The sequence below is a fragment of the Amycolatopsis sp. cmx-11-12 genome (assembly GCF_046269425.1).
GTDB lineage: Bacteria > Actinomycetota > Actinomycetes > Mycobacteriales > Pseudonocardiaceae > Amycolatopsis.
Window position 1 is genome coordinate 191,283 of the sequence record NZ_JADNQM010000004.1, and the last position, 16,165, is coordinate 207,447.

At 68.0% G+C, this 16,165-nt stretch carries 15 protein-coding genes; 5 read left to right on the forward strand and 10 right to left on the reverse strand.

The genetic code is table 11. The features are described 5' to 3' along the window. The first annotated feature begins 5 nt into the window (after nt 1–5). The 3 genes from ACLARN_RS07425 to ACLARN_RS07435 all read left to right on the forward strand — a co-directional run bounded on the left by ACLARN_RS07425 (nt 6) and on the right by ACLARN_RS07435 (nt 1,800). Complete coding sequence (locus ACLARN_RS07425; RefSeq protein ID WP_409490543.1) at nt 6–458, forward strand: hypothetical protein; 453 nt, start codon at nt 6–8, stop codon at nt 456–458. A 9-nt stretch (nt 459–467) separates the two neighbouring features. Next, nucleotides 468–1,334 (forward strand): ferredoxin, encoded by an 867-nt coding sequence (locus ACLARN_RS07430; RefSeq protein WP_409490544.1) that lies wholly within the window; start codon nt 468–470, stop codon nt 1,332–1,334. Between the two features lie 187 nt (nt 1,335–1,521). Beyond that, the gene (locus tag ACLARN_RS07435; RefSeq protein WP_409490545.1) at nt 1,522–1,800 is read left to right on the forward strand and encodes a hypothetical protein; all 279 of its coding nucleotides are present in this window, start codon (nt 1,522–1,524) and stop codon (nt 1,798–1,800) included. Between the two features lie 131 nt (nt 1,801–1,931). Here ACLARN_RS07435 and ACLARN_RS07440 read toward each other — a convergent pair whose 3' ends face one another. From ACLARN_RS07440 to ACLARN_RS07460, 5 genes are all read right to left on the reverse strand, one after another. Further along, the gene (locus ACLARN_RS07440; RefSeq protein ID WP_409490546.1) at nt 1,932–3,089 is read right to left on the reverse strand and encodes a cystathionine gamma-synthase; all 1,158 of its coding nucleotides are present in this window, start codon (nt 3,087–3,089) and stop codon (nt 1,932–1,934) included. A gap of 51 nt (nt 3,090–3,140) precedes the next feature. Further along, nucleotides 3,141–3,746, reverse strand: a complete 606-nt coding sequence (locus tag ACLARN_RS07445) for a hypothetical protein (protein ID WP_409490547.1) — start codon at nt 3,744–3,746, stop codon at nt 3,141–3,143. An 87-nt stretch (nt 3,747–3,833) separates the two neighbouring features. Then, nucleotides 3,834–4,394, reverse strand: coding sequence for a hypothetical protein (locus ACLARN_RS07450; protein WP_409490548.1), 561 nt, complete (start codon nt 4,392–4,394; stop codon nt 3,834–3,836). 153 nt (nt 4,395–4,547) lie between these two features. Then, nucleotides 4,548–5,885 (reverse strand): hypothetical protein, encoded by a 1,338-nt coding sequence (locus ACLARN_RS07455; RefSeq protein ID WP_409490549.1) that lies wholly within the window; start codon nt 5,883–5,885, stop codon nt 4,548–4,550. Nucleotides 5,886–6,118: 233 nt separating this feature from the next. After that, a complete protein-coding gene (locus tag ACLARN_RS07460; RefSeq protein WP_409490550.1) occupies nt 6,119–7,489 on the reverse strand; it encodes a cystathionine beta-synthase in 1,371 nt (456 codons plus the stop codon). A gap of 194 nt (nt 7,490–7,683) precedes the next feature. Between ACLARN_RS07460 and ACLARN_RS07465 the strand changes: the two genes are divergently transcribed. Continuing rightward, nucleotides 7,684–8,904, forward strand: coding sequence for an acetyl-CoA C-acetyltransferase (locus ACLARN_RS07465; protein ID WP_409490551.1), 1,221 nt, complete (start codon nt 7,684–7,686; stop codon nt 8,902–8,904). An 86-nt stretch (nt 8,905–8,990) separates the two neighbouring features. Here ACLARN_RS07465 and ACLARN_RS07470 read toward each other — a convergent pair whose 3' ends face one another. The 5 genes from ACLARN_RS07470 to ACLARN_RS07490 all read right to left on the reverse strand — a co-directional run bounded on the left by ACLARN_RS07470 (nt 8,991) and on the right by ACLARN_RS07490 (nt 14,377). Further along, entirely contained in the window at nt 8,991–10,523 is a 1,533-nt protein-coding gene (locus tag ACLARN_RS07470; protein ID WP_409490552.1) for a DHA2 family efflux MFS transporter permease subunit, read from the reverse strand. A 227-nt stretch (nt 10,524–10,750) separates the two neighbouring features. Beyond that, a complete protein-coding gene (locus ACLARN_RS07475) occupies nt 10,751–12,019 on the reverse strand; it encodes a YeeE/YedE family protein (RefSeq protein WP_409490553.1) in 1,269 nt (422 codons plus the stop codon). Between the two features lie 212 nt (nt 12,020–12,231). Further along, nucleotides 12,232–12,831: a hypothetical protein gene (locus ACLARN_RS07480; RefSeq protein ID WP_409490554.1), complete on the reverse strand. Its 600-nt coding sequence runs from the start codon at nt 12,829–12,831 to the stop codon at nt 12,232–12,234. A 111-nt stretch (nt 12,832–12,942) separates the two neighbouring features. Continuing rightward, entirely contained in the window at nt 12,943–13,464 is a 522-nt protein-coding gene (locus ACLARN_RS07485) for a hypothetical protein (RefSeq protein WP_409490555.1), read from the reverse strand. A gap of 73 nt (nt 13,465–13,537) precedes the next feature. Further along, entirely contained in the window at nt 13,538–14,377 is an 840-nt protein-coding gene (locus ACLARN_RS07490) for a Bax inhibitor-1/YccA family protein (protein ID WP_076159482.1), read from the reverse strand. Between the two features lie 314 nt (nt 14,378–14,691). Between ACLARN_RS07490 and ACLARN_RS07495 the strand changes: the two genes are divergently transcribed. Further along, nucleotides 14,692–16,161, forward strand: coding sequence for a SpaA isopeptide-forming pilin-related protein (locus ACLARN_RS07495; protein WP_409490556.1), 1,470 nt, complete (start codon nt 14,692–14,694; stop codon nt 16,159–16,161). Nucleotides 16,162–16,165 lie beyond the last annotated feature (4 nt).

The following is a 16,165-nucleotide window of genomic DNA, read 5'->3' on the forward strand; positions in this document are numbered from 1 at the left end:
ACCGGATGGCTCAATGGCCTCAGCTCGACCCCATCGCGCAGAACGAGCTTCTCGGCGAGATCACCTTGTCGGTGGTCGGCGCCCTGCCGCCGGGCTGGCGTGAGGTGGTGCTGGACTACCGGGTGGTCGGCAAGAACATCGACGTCGCGGTCGGCGTGCTCGACCCGAACGGTACCTACCAGGTGTGGGAGCCGTCCGTCGAGACGTGGCGCATGTTCCAGCGGTTGCGCGGTGGGATGTACCAGGAAGGCGAAGGAACCTGGTTCTCGGCCAGGCTCGTCATCGAGCCTCCGTCGCGGTTCCGCGTGCAGTACAACTGGCAGAACGAGCCCGACTTCCAGCCGTACCCCGCACCGGCCGAGTTCGCACTGGAGCAAGAACGGTTCCCCCGCGGCGAGGCGTACATGCCGGACTGGTTCAAGCGTGGATTGGCCGCCTCCGGCGCCAAGACCGACTGAGGACGGACGATGACCCAGCCGCCGACGCCGGTGAACCAGCAGCAGCAACAGCAGCTCGTCTGGCAGATCGGTCATGCCCTCGCGACGCCACTTCCGCCCGGCTGGCAGCAGATGCGCGTCGAGTACCGGGCGGCGGGCAGGCATGTGGAGATCGACCTGCTCGTCACCGGTCAGGACGGTCTGCCTCGTCCGGTGCCGCCGAATCCGGAAGCCGCGCAGCTGCTCGGGAACCTGCGGGTGGGGATGTACCAGCCCGGCCGCGGGACCTGGCTGAGCGCGATCCTGGTCTACGGCTCGGCGACGGTGCTCAGCACGGACTTCCTCCCGGACGTCGAGCCGCCGTGGCGGCAGGCGCCGCCGCCGATCGGCTTCCAGGACGAACTCCGGTTCTTCCCGCGGGCCGAACAGAACATCCCGCAGTGGCTGCGGCAGCGAGCCGGGCTGGACCCCGCACCGGTGGCCGAGCCGCTGGTGGCCACCCCGCCCGCCGAAGTGCCGGAAGGACTGCGCTCACCGCGCGTCTACGACGGTCTCGACGAAGCGGGTCGTCCAGTGGTGAACCGCGAGCAGCTGTCCCCCGCCGAGCGGGACCGCGTGCTGGAGTACCTCGACGGCGCGCCGGTCGTGCTGGCTTCGCGGACCTACGACGCCGACGCGTTCGATCCCGACCGGGAACCGTTGGTGCCGTTGAACTTCCGCACGGACGGCCGCTGGTACTGGCCGGGCGCGGTCGCCTACTACCTGCGCGAGCACGACGTGGCGCCCGATCCCGAACTGCTCACCCACATCCGGGCGCTGCGGTTCACCGTGCCGGAGGTCGGCGACCCCGAACGCGAACTCGCGGTCGCCGCCATCACCGGCCAACCGTCCACTTAGGACTAGCCTTCCCGAGTGTCCGTGAAGGCCTCCTTGCCTACCTTCAGGGTAGGCAAGGAGGCCTTCGCTACTTCGCGGATCGGCTCCGTTCACTGGCCGGATGGTGCCACCTGACGGATACGTCACGTGACAAGTTCACCGTCCGGGTACTCTTGACGATGGCGGCGAAGGCGACCAGGGAGTGCGCATGACACGGGGGAACATCGGCAGGGTCCGGGCGACCCGTTCCGCCGGGATGCTCCCGGTCGTGCTGGCCCTCACTTCGGCCGCGCTGCTGACCGGCGCTGCCGTCTACACGGTCGATCGCGCCGGTTGCGTGGACCCGGGCCAGTACATCCGGCACGACAACCACATCGAACTCGTCGGCGGCTGCGTCGACGGTTCCGAACTGCCGGCCGCGCCGCAGGGGACCTCGCACGAGGCGGACGCGAAGACCGGCGTCACGCCCAGCAACTTCCGCCCGTAACCGGGCGATTCCTCCCACCACACCGCGCTGACCAGCGCGAAGAGAGCAAGGGACCTTTGCTGTCACTTAGTTAGCGTGGGTACGCTAACGATAGCAAAGGTCCCTTGCTCCCGCTCTGGGCTCGGCGGCGGTCAGCCCAGGGCCTTGGCCAGATCGTTGACCAGGTCGCTGCCGTCCTCGATGCCGACGGACAGGCGCAGCAGGTTGTCCGGCACCTCCAGGGTGGACCCGGCGGTGCTCGCGTGGGTCATCCGGCCAGGGTGCTCGATGAGCGATTCGATCCCGCCCAGCGACTCGGCGAGGATGAACAGCTTCGTCTTCGAGGCGACGTCGAGCGCGGCCTGTTCGCCGTCGACGTGGGTGAACGAGATCATCCCGCCGAACCGCCGCATCTGCTTCGACGCGATCTCGTGGCCGGGGTGCTCCGGCAGGCCCGGGTAGTAGACGCGCTCGACCTTCGGGTGCTTCAGCAGCATCCGGGCGATCAGTTCGGCGTTGTCACTGTGCCGCTCCATCCGCAGCGCGAGCGTCTTGATCCCGCGCAGGGTCAGCCACGCGTCGAACGGGCCGGGCACCGCGCCCGCCGCGTTGCGCAGGTAGAACAGCTGCTCGCGCAGTTCGTCCTCGTTGGTCAGGATCGCGCCGCCGACGACGTCGGAGTGCCCGCCGAGGTACTTGGTCGTCGAGTGCAAGACGACGTCGGCACCCAGCGAAAGCGGGTTCTGCAAGTACGGGGTGGCGAAGGTGTTGTCGACGACCAAGCGGGCGCCGGCGCCGTGGGCGACCTCGGCCAGCGCGGCGATGTCGGCGATCCCCAGCATCGGGTTGGTCGGCGACTCGCACCAGATCAGCTTCGTCTCCGGCCGGATCGCCGCCCGGACCTCGGCGATGTTCCCCAGGTCGGCGACGGTGTGCTCGACGCCCCACAGGCTGAGCACCTTGTCGATCAGCCGGAACGTGCCGCCGTAAGCGTCGTTGCCGAGCACCAGGTGATCGCCGGGGCGCAGGGTCGCCCGCAGCAGGACGTCGCTGGCCGCCATCCCCGACGAGTAGGCGAGACCGTGCCGGGCGCCTTCGAGCGCCGCGAGCGCGACCTCCAACGCGGTGCGCGTGGGGTTCGCGGTGCGGGAGTACTCGTAGTCACCTTCGCGCGTGCCGCCGACGCCGTCCTGCGCATAGGTCGAGGTCTGGTAGATCGGCACGATGACCGCGCCAGTCCGGGGATCAGGGGTCTGCCCGGCGTGGATCGCGCGTGTCTCGAAGCCCAGCAGAGAGTAGTCGTCGGCCATACCGTCCAGGGTACGACCACGACCTCGAGATCCCATCGTCTGGGATCGAACTCACCACTGTCCGGGTGGCGGACCTTGCTGCTGCGGGCCGGGAGCGGGCGGGTATCCGGGCTGCGCGGGCGGATACCCGAAGTTCTGCGGAGGCATGGTCATCGCGGGCTGCTTCTTGGCCGCCAACCAGCGCGCCGTCGGCGGGAGCAGCGCCAGCACGAGGGTCGCGATCGCCGGGATCAGGACCACGATGAGGAGCCAGCCGACGCCGAAGTACAGGGTCACCCCGCTGTACGAGAAGTAGAAACCGGTGCCGATCGCCCGGAGCACGAAGGTCAGGGCCACGAAACCGAGGGTGGACCCGGCGCCGATCACGGTGAGCACTCGCCCGGCGCCTTTGCGCAGGAGCAGCAGGATCCCGCCGCTCAAGAGCAAGGCCGCGGTGAGGAAGTCGAGCACCGCGCCGACCACCAGGAACGAAACGACGAAATGGGAGAGTTCGATGATGTGGAACGCGAGGCCGGCGAGGAACCACAGGCCGCCGAGGAGCGCGAGGACCCCGGCGATGATCCCGGTGGCACCGCTCGGTTGCCGCGCCATTCCCGGCGGCGGGTAGGCACCGGGTGGTGGATAGCCGCCCTGCGGTGGGTACTGCTGGTACGTCATCGCTCCCCTGTCGAATGTTCACTTCATCCTGTCAGCCCGGCTACCAGCCGGGAAGCGCGGCGACTCAGCGGATCGGCCTGAAGGAACTCACCAACCGCCTTGCCCGGGAACCTGATCCCGCGGCCGATACGGCTGGGCGGGGGAAGGCCGCCAGCGCAGATATTTCAGCGTCGGCGGGATGATCGCGAAGATCAGCGTGAGCGGGACGACCGCGAACAGGACTACTCGCACGATGGCGACGAACGTCCTGAACTCGAACTGCATGCGGAAGTACAGGCTGTAGGTCCCGTTGAACGCCACCGGTTCCATCAGGACGGCGGCGATCACCATCAGGGAACCGAGCACCAGCAGGACAGCGCCTGCCACCGAGCGGAAGAACGCCGACAGCGCGCCGATCAGCAGGAGCAGCCCGGCCATCAGGTACAGGCCCAGCACGGTCAGCACGAGACCGGGGAGATCGTCGATGCTGAATCCGGACGACAGCCTGAGGAAGAAATAGACCGGGATGTACCCGGCGGCCCCCGCGGCGACGAGCCCGAGCAACGCCGCGATGATCGCCGTCGCCCCGGTCGGCCTCGTCTGCGGTGCGGGGTATCCGAAACCGGCCGGTCCTGGCTGCTGTGCGGGATATCCGTACGGGCCGGTCACGTCGCCCCCATCAGCCGGGTGTGGGTTAACGGCGCTCACCCTAGCCCGGTGGCCCTGGTCGTGGCGGCGATTCGTGGAGACATCGGCGAAAACAGAACGCCCCCAGCCGACCGGCTGGGGGCGTTCTGAGCGAAACCGTTCAGTGGCGGCGAATCACCACTGCTGCGGCGGCTGACCGGGCTGCTGACCCGGCTGACCGAAACCGCCACTCGGCGGACCCGGCTGACCGGGCTGCTGCCCGAAACCACCGTGCTGCTGCGGCGGCTGGCCGTAGCCACCCTGCGGCGGCTGACCCGGCTGGGCGAAACCACCGCTGGGCGGACCGGGCTGGCCGGGCTGCTGCCCGAAACCGCCGGGCTGCCCCTGCTGCGGGAACCCACCCGAAGACGGACCCGGCTGACCGGGCTGACCGTAGGGGCCCGGCTGCGGCTGACCGTACGGACCCGGCTGCCCCGGCTGGCCGAAGCCACCCTGCGGCGGGCCACCGAAACCACCCGGCTGGCCGCCCTGCGGGGCACCGAGCACCGAGCCGCCGCCACCGAGGCCGACGAACTGCGCTGTCGGCGGGATCAGGCCCAGTACACCGATGATCAGGATCAGGATGCCGAAGATCAGGTGCGGCAGGCCGATTCCGATGCTGACACCTCGCGGGATGCCATCACCCGACGCGGTCGTGGCACCGAGGAGCAGGATGCCGAAGAGGAGCAGCAGCGCACCGCCCGCGGTGACCGCGATCGGCACGATCTTCTTGAGCGAAGCCGGAAGCTTGCTCGCCAGCGCGAGACCGGCACCGGCCGCCGTCGCGACGATCGAAGCGACCAGCAGCAGGATCACGTAGAGCCAGACGGTGCCGGGCGACGCCAGGCCGAACTGGTCGAGGAGCTTGTCGACAGCCTCCTGACCGATCTTGGAGGACTGACCGTCGACCCCTTCGGAGAAGTCGCTCGCGTCGCCGAAGTAGACGAAGCTGAAGATCAGCGCGAGAAGACCGAGAAGGCCGACGAGGCCACCGGCGATGAACCCGAACAACGGGTTCCCGCCGCCGCCACCGGCGGGGGCGGGACTGTAGCCCTGCGGAGGCCCGCCGAAACCGGGCTGCTGGCCGAAACCGCCCTGCGGCGGTCCGCCGAAGCCCTGCTGCGGCTGGCCGTAACCGGGCTGCTGCTGGCCCTGCGACGGGTCGAACCCGCCCTGCTGGGGCCCGCCGAAGCCCTGCTGCTGACCGAAACCGCCACCCTGGGCGCCGTAGGCACCGGCGGCCGGGTTGTCGGCCGCGCTCGGCGGCGGGGCGTACGGGATGGCGGGCGGCTGCGAACCCGGCGGCACGAGCTGGGTCGCGTTCGCGTCGCCGGAACCCGGCTGGACCGGCTGCACGACCTGTGTGGGCTCCGGCGTGTCGCCGAACCCGCCGCCCTGGGGCTGCTCATACGAAGGCTGCCCGTACTGCGGTTGCCCGTAGTCGGGCTGAGCGGGCGGGCCGGGCTGCACCACCTGAGTCGGTTCCGGGGAACCGAACGGGTTGTCTTGCTGCGGCTGGGGGCCACTCGGGGGTCCCTGCGGTGGCTGGGCGCCACCCCAAGGCTGATTCGGTGGCTGCGGAGCACTCATTTGGGTCTTGAACCCCCTTGACGAGGACATAAAAGTTCAACTCACCGGATACGCTATCGGATAGCCGGGTGGGCTGCTCGTAACGCCCCGGCCCGACCATCCGATGAAATGCCTCTTTACCGTCCTGCGAGAAACGCGAGCAGGTCGTGCCGGGTGACGACGCCCGCCGGCTTGCCGTCGACCAGCACCAGCGCGCCGTCGGCGCCCGAGAGCGCGTTCATCGCCGAACCCACCTGTTCACCGGCGCCGATGGTCGGCAGCGGCGGCGACATGTGCTGCTCGAGCCGGTCGGCAAGCTGCGCCTTGCCGGTGAAGAGCGCCTCGAGCAGATCGCGTTCGTTGACCGCGCCGACGACCTCGGCCGCCATGACCGGCGGTTCCGCGCTGACCACGGGCATCTGGCTGACGCCGAACTCGGCGAGGATCGCCACCGCTTCGGCGACCGTCTCGTTCGGGTGACTGTGCACCAGGCTCGGCAGCGAACCGCTCTTCTTCATCAGGACGTCGCGGACGGTCGCGCCGCTCGAGTCCGGCGGCAGGAAGCCGTAGGAGGACATCCAGCTGTCGTTGAACACCTTGGTGAGGTAGCCGCGGCCGCCGTCGGGCAGGAGCACGACGACGACGTCGTCCGGGCCGAGACCCTCGGCGAGCTTGAGCGCGGCGGCGACGGCCATCCCGCACGAGCCGCCGACGAGCAGTCCCTCTTCGAGCGCGAGACGACGCGTGATGTCGAAGGAGTGCGCGTCCGAGATCGGGATGATCTGGTCGGCGACGCTCCGGTCGTAGGTCTCCGGCCAGAAGTCCTCACCGACACCCTCGACCAGGTACGGCCGTCCGGATCCGCCGGAGTACACCGAGCCTTCGGGGTCCGCGCCGACCACCTGGACGCGGCCGTCGCTGACCTCCTTGAGGTACTTGCCGGTGCCCGAGATCGTGCCGCCCGTGCCGACGCCCGCGACGAAGTGCGTGATCTTGCCCTCGGTCTGGCGCCAGAGTTCCGGGCCGGTCGAGTGGTAGTGGCTGGCGGGGTTCTCCGGGTTGGCGTACTGGTTCGGTTTCCAGGCGCCCTCGATCTCACGCACGAGGCGATCGGAGACGTTGTAGTAGGAGTCCGGATGCTCCGGCGCCACCGCGGTCGGGCAGACCACGACGCGGGCGCCGTAGGCCTTGAGCACGTTGCGCTTGTCCTCGCTGACCTTGTCCGGGCAGACGAACACGCACTTGTACCCCTTGCGCTGCGCCACCATGGCCAGCCCGACGCCGGTGTTGCCGGAGGTCGGCTCGACGATGGTGCCGCCGGGCTTCAGTTGGCCGGAGCGCTCCGCGGCTTCGATCATCCGCAGCGCGATGCGGTCCTTGACGCTGCCGCCGGGGTTGACGTACTCGACCTTGGCCAGGATGAGCGGTTGCAGCCCCTCGGCCAGTGCGTTCAGCTTGACCAGAGGGGTGTTGCCCACGAGGTCCACGATGTGCTCGACGTAATCCACGCTGACAGCCTAAACGCCGCAGGTCGGGATGTGCCCACTTAAGTCCGGCGCCGGAGTCTGGTCCTCGGGCTGTGTCGTCGGAAAGAGTGGCGTGGATCGCGTTCGCCTTTGACCCGCACCGCGCTCCGGTGGAGGATGCGAGGTGAGCAACCGCTTAGCGCGTGTCTGGATCGAAAACAAGGGAGTGTCGTTCCATGCCCGAAGCCGTCATCGTCTCCACCGCCCGATCCCCGATCGGCCGCGCCGGCAAGGGATCGCTGGTGAGCATCCGCCCGGACGACCTCACCGTGCAGATGATCCGCGCCGCGCTCGACAAGGTCCCCGAACTCGACCCGACGCAGATCGAAGACCTCATGCTGGGCTGCGGTCTCCCCGGTGGCGAGCAGGGCTTCAACATGGGCCGCGCGGTCGCCGTCGAACTCGGCTACGACCACCTGCCCGGCTGCACGATCACGCGGTACTGCTCCGCCAGCCTCCAGACCACCCGCATGGCGCTGCACGCGATCAAGGCCGGCGAAGGCGACGTGTTCATCTCCGCCGGTGTCGAGACCGTTTCGCGCTTCGTCAACGGCAGCTCGGACTCCTGGCCGAACACCCACAACCCGCTGTTCGCCGACGCCGAGGCCCGCACCGCGCAGATGGCCGCCGAAGGTGCCGACAGCTGGAGCGACCCGCGCGAGAACGGTGGCCTCCCGGACGTCTACATCGCGATGGGCCAGACCGCCGAGAACCTCGCGCGCCTGAAGAACGTTTCGCGCGAAGAGATGGACGAGTTCGGCGTCCGTTCGCAGAACCTCGCCGAGAAGGCCATCGCGGACGGCTTCTGGGCCAAGGACATCACCCCGGTGACCCTGCCGGACGGCACCGTGGTCTCGAAGGACGACGGCCCGCGCGCCGGCGTCACCCTCGAAGGCGTCTCCGGCCTGAAGCCGGTCTTCCGCCCCGACGGCCGGATCACCGCCGGTAACTGCTGCGCGCTCAACGACGGCGCCGCCGCGGTGATCATCATGTCGGACACGAAGGCGAAGGAGCTGGGTCTGACGCCGCTGGCCCGCGTCGTCTCGACCGGTGTTTCCGGGCTGTCGCCGGAGATCATGGGCTACGGCCCGGTCGAGGCGTCGAAGAGCGCGCTCGCCCGCGCCGGGATGTCCATCGGCGACATCGACCTCGTCGAGATCAACGAGGCCTTCGCCGCGCAGGTCATCCCGTCGTACAAGGACCTCGGGATCGACCTCGACAAGCTGAACGTCAACGGCGGCGCGATCGCCGTCGGCCACCCGTTCGGCATGACCGGCGCGCGGATCACCTCGACGCTGATCAACTCGCTTCAGCACCACGACAAGCAGTTCGGCCTCGAGACGATGTGCGTCGGCGGCGGCCAGGGCATGGCGATGGTGCTCGAACGACTGTCCTGACCTGCGAAAAGAGAGCAAGGGACCTTTGCTCACGTCAGTTAGTGTGCTAACGAACGTGAGCAAAGGTCCTTTGCTTCTTTCCGGCCCTAGTGGGTCATGATCGGCGGGGCCGCGGAGACCTCGCCGTCGACTCCCTCAGGCAGCGCGGGCTTCGTCTTCGGCAGGAACGCCGCCGGGATCAGGCACAGCGCGAGCAGGATCATCGACCACAGAAACGTCGTCGAGAACGCGTCCGCGGTCAGCCCCGAAGCCACCTCGTGCGTCGCCGGGTCGAACACCGCAGCCGTCGCCGCCAGCTGTCCCTGCGCGGTCGGCACGCCGAACTTCCCGGCCAGCAGCGCCGCCAGGATGATCGACAGCACCGCCGCGCCGATCGCGCCCGCGGTCTGCTGAAGGATGTTCGTCGCTGTCGACGCCTTCGCCATGTCCTGCGGCTTGAGCGTCTGCAACGCGGCCGAGGTGATCGGCATCATCGTCGCGCCCATGCCGAGCCCCATCACGAACAGCGCCGAAAGCAGCAGCCAGTACGGCGTCGTCGCGGTGAGCTGGGTGAAGGCGACCAACCCGGCGAGCATCAGCACGAGACCGGGCAGCACGATCTTCCGCGCGCCGATCTTGTCCGCGAACCGGCCCGCGATCGGCATGGTCAGCATCGCGCCGAGACCCTGCGGGGCGAGCAGCAGACCGGCGTTCATCGCCGATTCGCCACGCGCCAGCACGAAATACGTCGGCAGGAGCAGCATCGCGCCGAAGAACGCGACACAGAAGAAGGTCATCGTCACCATGGCGACCGAGAACGACCGGTTCTTGAACAGTTTCAGGTCGAGTAGCGGGTTCGAGACCCGGTTCGCCCGGAACACGAACGCCACCAGTAGCCCGACCCCGGCCAGCGCGGGCAGCCAGACGTCCACCGCGCCGATACCGCCCGCCGCCGGGATGTTCGAAACGCCGAAGATCAGCGCCGCCAGACCCGGCGACACCATCAGCATGCCGACGAAGTCGAACCGCTCGCCGGGTTCCGGCCGGTCCTTCGGCAGCAGGCGCCAGGCCAGGACCATGGTGATCAGGCCGATCGGCAGGTTGATGTAGAAGATCCAGCGCCAGCTCACCGCGTCGACCAGCCAGCCGCCGAGGATCGGGCCGCCGATCGGGCCGAGCAGCATCGGCACGCCGAGCACGCCCATCACGCGCCCGATCCGGTGCGGCCCGGCGGCCCTGGTCAGGATCGTCATACCGGCGGGCATCAGCATGCCGCCGCCGAAGCCCTGCAAGACCCGGAAGACGATCAGCGATTCGACGTCCCATGCCATACCGGCGAGCATCGAGCCGATCAGGAACAGCCCGATCGCGGTCATGTAGAGCCGCTTGGTGCCGAACCGGTCGGAAGCCCAGCCGGTGATCGGGATGACCGTGGCCAGCGCCAGCATGTAGCCGGTCGCGATCCACTGGATGGTGTCGAACGAGGTCTGGAACTCGATGGTCAGTTTCTGGAGCGCGACGTTGACGACCGTCGTGTCGAGGATCGCCATGATCGCGCCGAGGATGACGACGGCGGCGACCTTGAGCACGCCCGCGTCGAGTTTGACGCCGCCCGGCGCGCCCGGACTTTGCGTTGACATGAAGAACCCGTCCCCTGGTACTCGGCTGACGCGACGACCCCCCGCCGGTCGCGACTGCGGAATTGACGCCCGGCGCGGTCGCCAGGCCTTCCCCAAAGCGCTTGTGCCTTGATGCACAAGCGCGAAGATGTAGCCGAGGGTAGCCGAACACAGGTTTTACCTGCCAACTTTTTCCCTGTATGCGGGCCGAAGGGGCAGACCCGCGTACGGAGTATCACAGAGAGTGATCAGCAGACGCTGTCCGTCGGGACCGGGTTGCCGAGCCCGAACAGCGGCCGCAGTTTGAGCCCGATCCACGTGCCGCCGAGCGCGAACACGCCCCACAGCCAGCCGTGCAGGCTGCCGACCGAGATCCCGCCGAGGTAGGCGCCGATGTTGCAGCCACCCGCCATCCGCGCCCCGACACCCATCAGGATCCCGCCGAGTACCGCGGCGACGGCGGTACGCCACGGGATCGAGCTGTGGATCTTCCACGCGCCCGCGGCCGCGGCGGCGACCCCCGCGCCGATCATGATGCCGATGTCGGTGAGGCTGTTCTTGTCCTTCCAGATCGGCGCCGCCAGCGAAGCCGCGTTCGCCTTGAGCCGCCAGAATTCCCACGTTTCGGGGTGCAGGCCGAACACCTGAAGGATCTTGGCGCCCCACAGGCTGAACGCGCTCGTGACGCCCCAGATCCCGCCGGAGACCAGGAAGACCGCGCCGGCCAGGACACCGAGGACGACGGCGCCGACGAGGATCGGCCAGGAACCGCGGAAGATCCGGGCGAACCCGTGCGCGGTCGGGACGACGTCGACCGGCGGCGGGTTGCGGCGCTTCTGCACGAACCGGGTGCCGACCACGATCGCGGCGAGGACGGCGACCGTGATCACCCACGAACCGAACCAGCCGACGTGGTCGGCGAGCAGGATCCCCTTGAACTCGGGCCAGCCCGACAGCAGCGGATACGCCCACGTGTAGAAGACCGAACCGGCGATGAACCCGCCGAGGGTCAGCACGATCGTCGACTGCCCGGAACCGACCGCGAACAACGTTCCCGACGCGCACGCGCCGCCCAGTTGCATGCCGATGGCGAAGATCGTCGCGCCCACGAACAGCGCGAGCCCCAGCCCGCCCGCGGTCGGGTTCGGCGCGCTGCCGAACAGTCCGGAGCCGGTGCCGACGATCAACGCGATCAGGGTCGCGGCCGTGCCGAGCAACAGCGTGTGCGCCCGCAGGCCCTGGCCGTTGCCGACCGCGATCAGCTGGCGCCAGGCCGAAGTGAAGCCGAAACGTGAGTGGAAGAGCGCGAGGCCGAGCAGCAGGCCGAGAATGAGCAGGACGCCGAACTTCGCCCCGTGCGCCGCCCAGACGTACCAGGTCAGCCCGACCGCGAGGGCACCCGCGATGGCCAGCGGCACGATCTTGACCGGCTCTTCCGGTCGCGGGATCGGGGCGGCGCAGGAGGTCGGGAAGTCGAGGAGTTTCTTCTCACCGGCTTGGGTTTCTGTCGTCGCCACCAGGACTCCAGGTCGATCAGCGGGTTGGGGACGAGCAACGTTAGGGCCGGTGACCACCCGATCGCAGCCCGTCCCACACTGTGCGACGAATGGCTGCTCACCCGCGGCCGGATGGCGGCGGCGATACCAAAGGTCCCTTGCTCCCGAGCGCGTGAAGGCCCCCTTCCCTCGGCTCAACCGAGGGAAGGGGGCCTTCACGGAGAAACCCGGTACTACTTGTCGCCCTTGATGACGCACATCGTGGTCGGCGGGGTCGAGTAGCTGATGGCGTTGGTGGCTTCGATGCTTTCGCACGCCACCTTGTCCGCCTGCCCGTCGACGATCTTCACGAACTCGACCTCCTTGGCCGGGTCCGAGCACGGCACCTTCTTGTAGCCCGCGGTCCCGGCGCCGAAGTTGGCCAGGCAGTCACCCTGCTTGGCGTTGATCATCAGGCAGAGCTTGTACGAGATACGACCGGACTGCGAGTACTCGTCGTACGGGCCTTCCGGGCAGGATTCGTTGTCGCCCACCTTCGCCGCGACCTTGACGTTGGCTTCGGCGGTCCCGCAGTCGGCCTGCTTCGGGTCGGCCTTGCTGGTGAATTCGGTGACCGCGAGGCAGTCACCGACCTTGGCACCGTCGGTACCGGTGAAGTAGTTGACCGCGTACCCGCCGGCGACGAGTACGACGATCACGATCGGAAGGGCGAACTTCAGCCACGCGAACTTGGACCGCTTGGGCGCCGCCGGCTGGACGCCGGGCGGCGGACCGAAAGCGTCGGGCTGTCCCACCGGCGTTTGGCCCCCAGGGGCCGGCTGGGAAGTGGTCACCGAGAAACCTCACAGTTGTGAAGAGGAATGAGAACCTCGGTATCAAACACTCACCGTGATCGACACCACGCATCGACCCCCCATACGAGTGAAAGCCCCTGGTCGAAGTCGCTATTTTCCTGCTTTGACGCAGACCGTCGAAGGCGGCGTCGAGTAGCTCTTCAGATCGGTCGCCCCGGTGTCGTCGCAAGCCGTATCACCCGAAGCGCCCTCGATGACCTTCACGACCTCCGCGTCCTTCGTGGGATCCGAGCACTCCACCTTCTGGTACGCCACGCTGTCGGCGAGGAAGTTCTCGAAGCAGTCGCCCTGCCTGGCGTTGATCATCATGCAGAGCTTGTACGAGGAGAACGTGCGGTCAACGGTCAGCTGGTCGTACTCGCCCTGGGGGCAGGCATCGCCGCTTTCGGCCTTCGCGCCGAGCTTCGTGTTGGCCTCGATCGAACCGCAGTCCGCCTTCGCCGGTTCGGCATCGACGTCGCCGAAGGTGGTGACCGCGTAGCAGTCGCCCACCACGGTGCCGTCCGCGCTGGAGAGGTACCCGGCGACCCAGGTCGCCGCACTGATCACCACGATCGCGACCGGCACCAGGATGCCCACCCAGAACCACTTCGAACGTTTCTGCTCGGTCATGTCAGCAGAGTATTCACCGCCACGAAAAAAGGCGCCCCGATCGCTCGGAGCGCCCTTTCGCGGAAAACCTGGGTCAATCGTTTTGGAAGTACGACAGCAACCGCAGGATCTCAAGGTACAGCCAGACCAGCGTGGTCATCAGGCCGAAGGCGACGTACCAGGACCACTTCGACGGCGTGCCTTCGCGGATCATCCGGTCGGCCTGGTCGAAGTCGAGCAGGAAGCTGAACGCCGCGACACCGATCACCACGAGGCTGAAGATGATCGCGATCGGACCGCCGTCACGCAGCGGGTTGAACCCGAAGAAGAGGCTGGTGACGAGGTTGACCAGCATCATGATCGCGACACCGACCACGGCGCCGATGATCCACTTCGTCAGCTTCGGGGTGACCTTGACGGCACCCGTCTTGTAGACCACCAGCATCGCGATGAAGACGCCGGCGGTACCGACGATCGCTTGCAGCGCGATACCGGGGTACAGCGCTTCGAAAAGACCACTGATCGCACCGAGGAAGACACCCTCGACAGCCGAGTACGCCAGCGTGAGCGGGCCACTCGGCATCTTCTTGAAGATGATCACCAGCGAAATCACGAGGCCGACGATCATCGAGCCGACGAGCGCGCCGATCACAGCCCCGGGGATGCCGAGGATCTTGCCGGACGCCGACAGCGGGATCTGGCTGATCGCCCAGATCGCGGTGAGCACACCGGTCACCAGCGCGGTGCCGAGGCTCAGCGCCGTCTTGATGACGACGTCGTCGACGGTCATCGGACGGTCGTCAGCGCCGGCGGAGGTCTGCGGAGGGCCGTAGCCGGGCACCCCGCCCTGGGGTTGGTTGAAGCCTACGTTGGGTCCGTACTCCGCCGCGCCACGCGGCAGGTTCCGGAACGCCGGGTTGCTACTGGATCGCACCTGATCCTCCTGGATCTACTGGCACCTGCATCGGGTTCAACGACCGCGGGGGCCGCCCGGTTCCCGTCGAAGTAAAGACGACTTTACTCACATTCGGCGCGTGGCCCATCCCCCACACCGTATGCGGCGGAGATCACGACCGTTCACCGATACCCCACCTGATGACCTCTTGCCAAAACCGCTGATCACAGGCCACCCTGCACGATGCGTGTTCGGTTAATCACCGAAGGCGTGTCGGGGAACCTATCGATCGTGTGACCTGCGTCGACGTAAAGGCGTCGAAGGCAGAACGCGGCCAAAGGAGTCAACACACCATGGGGTGGACCACACGCCCGAGCGTGCGTTCGCGCGCCTTGACCAGCCTGATCGCGACGTGCCTGCTTGGCGCTCTGTCGGCCACCGTCGCGGCGACACCGGCCTCGGCCGACTCGAAACAGGGTGTCGGCCATGCCGTCACACCCGGCCAGCCGTTCGGCGGCCACGACCAGGCCAGTGACTGGCTCGGCTCCTATGTCGTCAACGGCAAGCACGTGTTCTGCGTGAGCTTCCAGCAGAAGGCGCCGGACACGAACGAGGAGTACAAGCCCGGCGACGAGCTGCTCGACAAGTGGGGACAGAAGCTGCCGGAGGACATCGCGGCCAACATCTCCTACCTGCTCCTCCGCTACGGCGGAACGCAGGACAACGCCGAAGCGGCCGCGCTCGCTCACCTGCTCCATTCTTGGACGGCCAAGCCTCGATCCGACGCCGACACCGATCCTGGACTGCCTTCCAACAAGATCGGCTACAAGATCCAGGACCATCTCGACAAGCTGAAGGCACAGCACCCTGCCGCCGCCACGGCCGTCGAGAAGCTGACCAAGCACGCCGAGGCCAACCGCGGCCCGTGGACCACCGCGATCGCGCCGCCGAAGGAAGACCAGCACATCGGCACCGCCGGTGCGTGGACGATCAGCGTCAAGAACGCCAAGGGCAAGGGCGTCTCCGGTGTTCCGGTGCGGCTCACGCCGTCGAACGCGACCGTGGACAGCGGCGAGAGCACCAAGCCCGCGTCGACTTCGAACGCCAAGGCCGAGAAGGCCACCACGGTGAAGACCGGCGAAGACGGCACCGTCACGGTCAAGGTGACGCCGACCGGTGACCAGCCGAAGCTGGCCAGCTCGCTGTCCGCCCCCGCGGACCGGCCTTACGTGCAGTTCCCGGTCAAGACCGGTGTGCAGAAGGTCGTCTCGACCGGCGGTGAGAAGGAACTGAAGGCCCAAGGTGTCGCGGTCGTCTCGAAGCCGGGCAAGGTCCAGGTGACCAAGGTCGACGCGAAGACCGACAAGGGCATCGCGGGCGCCGCGCTGCGGATCACCGCCAAGGACAAGACCACCGCCGCCGTCGGCCAGGACGGCAAGCCGCTCAACGGCGCCGACGGCAAGCCCACCGTCGTCACCACCGAGGGTGAGACCGGGACGGTCACCGTGGAGAACCTGCGGACCCCGCAGGAGATCTGCGTGGTCGAGGTCAACGCGCCGCCGGGCTACACGAACGCGTTCGACCCGAAGAATCCGCCGTCCGCCTGCGGCGAGGTCAAACCGGGTGAGACGCTGGCGCTCAAGGTCGCCAACACGCCCAACGAGGTACCGCGCACCATTCCCGCCGGTGACCGGCCGGTGGCGATGATGCAGGGCACCGTCGAGAACTCGGCGTCGACCGCCGGGATCCTCGGCGTCGGCGCGCTCGCGCTGCTCGGTTCGGTGATGGTGGGTGTGGCCGCGCGGCGGTCTTCGCGACGCTAAAGAG

What these genes read in the sequence shown, in the direction of transcription:
- ACLARN_RS07425 (WP_409490543.1), top strand. Translation starts at nt 6, where the DNA reads ATGGCTCAATGGCCTCAGCTCGACCCCATCGCGCAGAACGAGCTTCTC.
- ACLARN_RS07430 (WP_409490544.1), top strand. Translation starts at nt 468, where the DNA reads ATGACCCAGCCGCCGACGCCGGTGAACCAGCAGCAGCAACAGCAGCTC.
- ACLARN_RS07435 (WP_409490545.1), top strand. Translation starts at nt 1,522, where the DNA reads ATGACACGGGGGAACATCGGCAGGGTCCGGGCGACCCGTTCCGCCGGG.
- ACLARN_RS07440 (WP_409490546.1), bottom strand. Translation starts at nt 3,089, where the DNA reads ATGGCCGACGACTACTCTCTGCTGGGCTTCGAGACACGCGCGATCCAC.
- ACLARN_RS07445 (WP_409490547.1), bottom strand. Translation starts at nt 3,746, where the DNA reads ATGACGTACCAGCAGTACCCACCGCAGGGCGGCTATCCACCACCCGGT.
- ACLARN_RS07465 (WP_409490551.1), top strand. Translation starts at nt 7,684, where the DNA reads ATGCCCGAAGCCGTCATCGTCTCCACCGCCCGATCCCCGATCGGCCGC.
- ACLARN_RS07470 (WP_409490552.1), bottom strand. Translation starts at nt 10,523, where the DNA reads ATGTCAACGCAAAGTCCGGGCGCGCCGGGCGGCGTCAAACTCGACGCG.
- ACLARN_RS07485 (WP_409490555.1), bottom strand. Translation starts at nt 13,464, where the DNA reads ATGACCGAGCAGAAACGTTCGAAGTGGTTCTGGGTGGGCATCCTGGTG.
- ACLARN_RS07495 (WP_409490556.1), top strand. Translation starts at nt 14,692, where the DNA reads ATGGGGTGGACCACACGCCCGAGCGTGCGTTCGCGCGCCTTGACCAGC.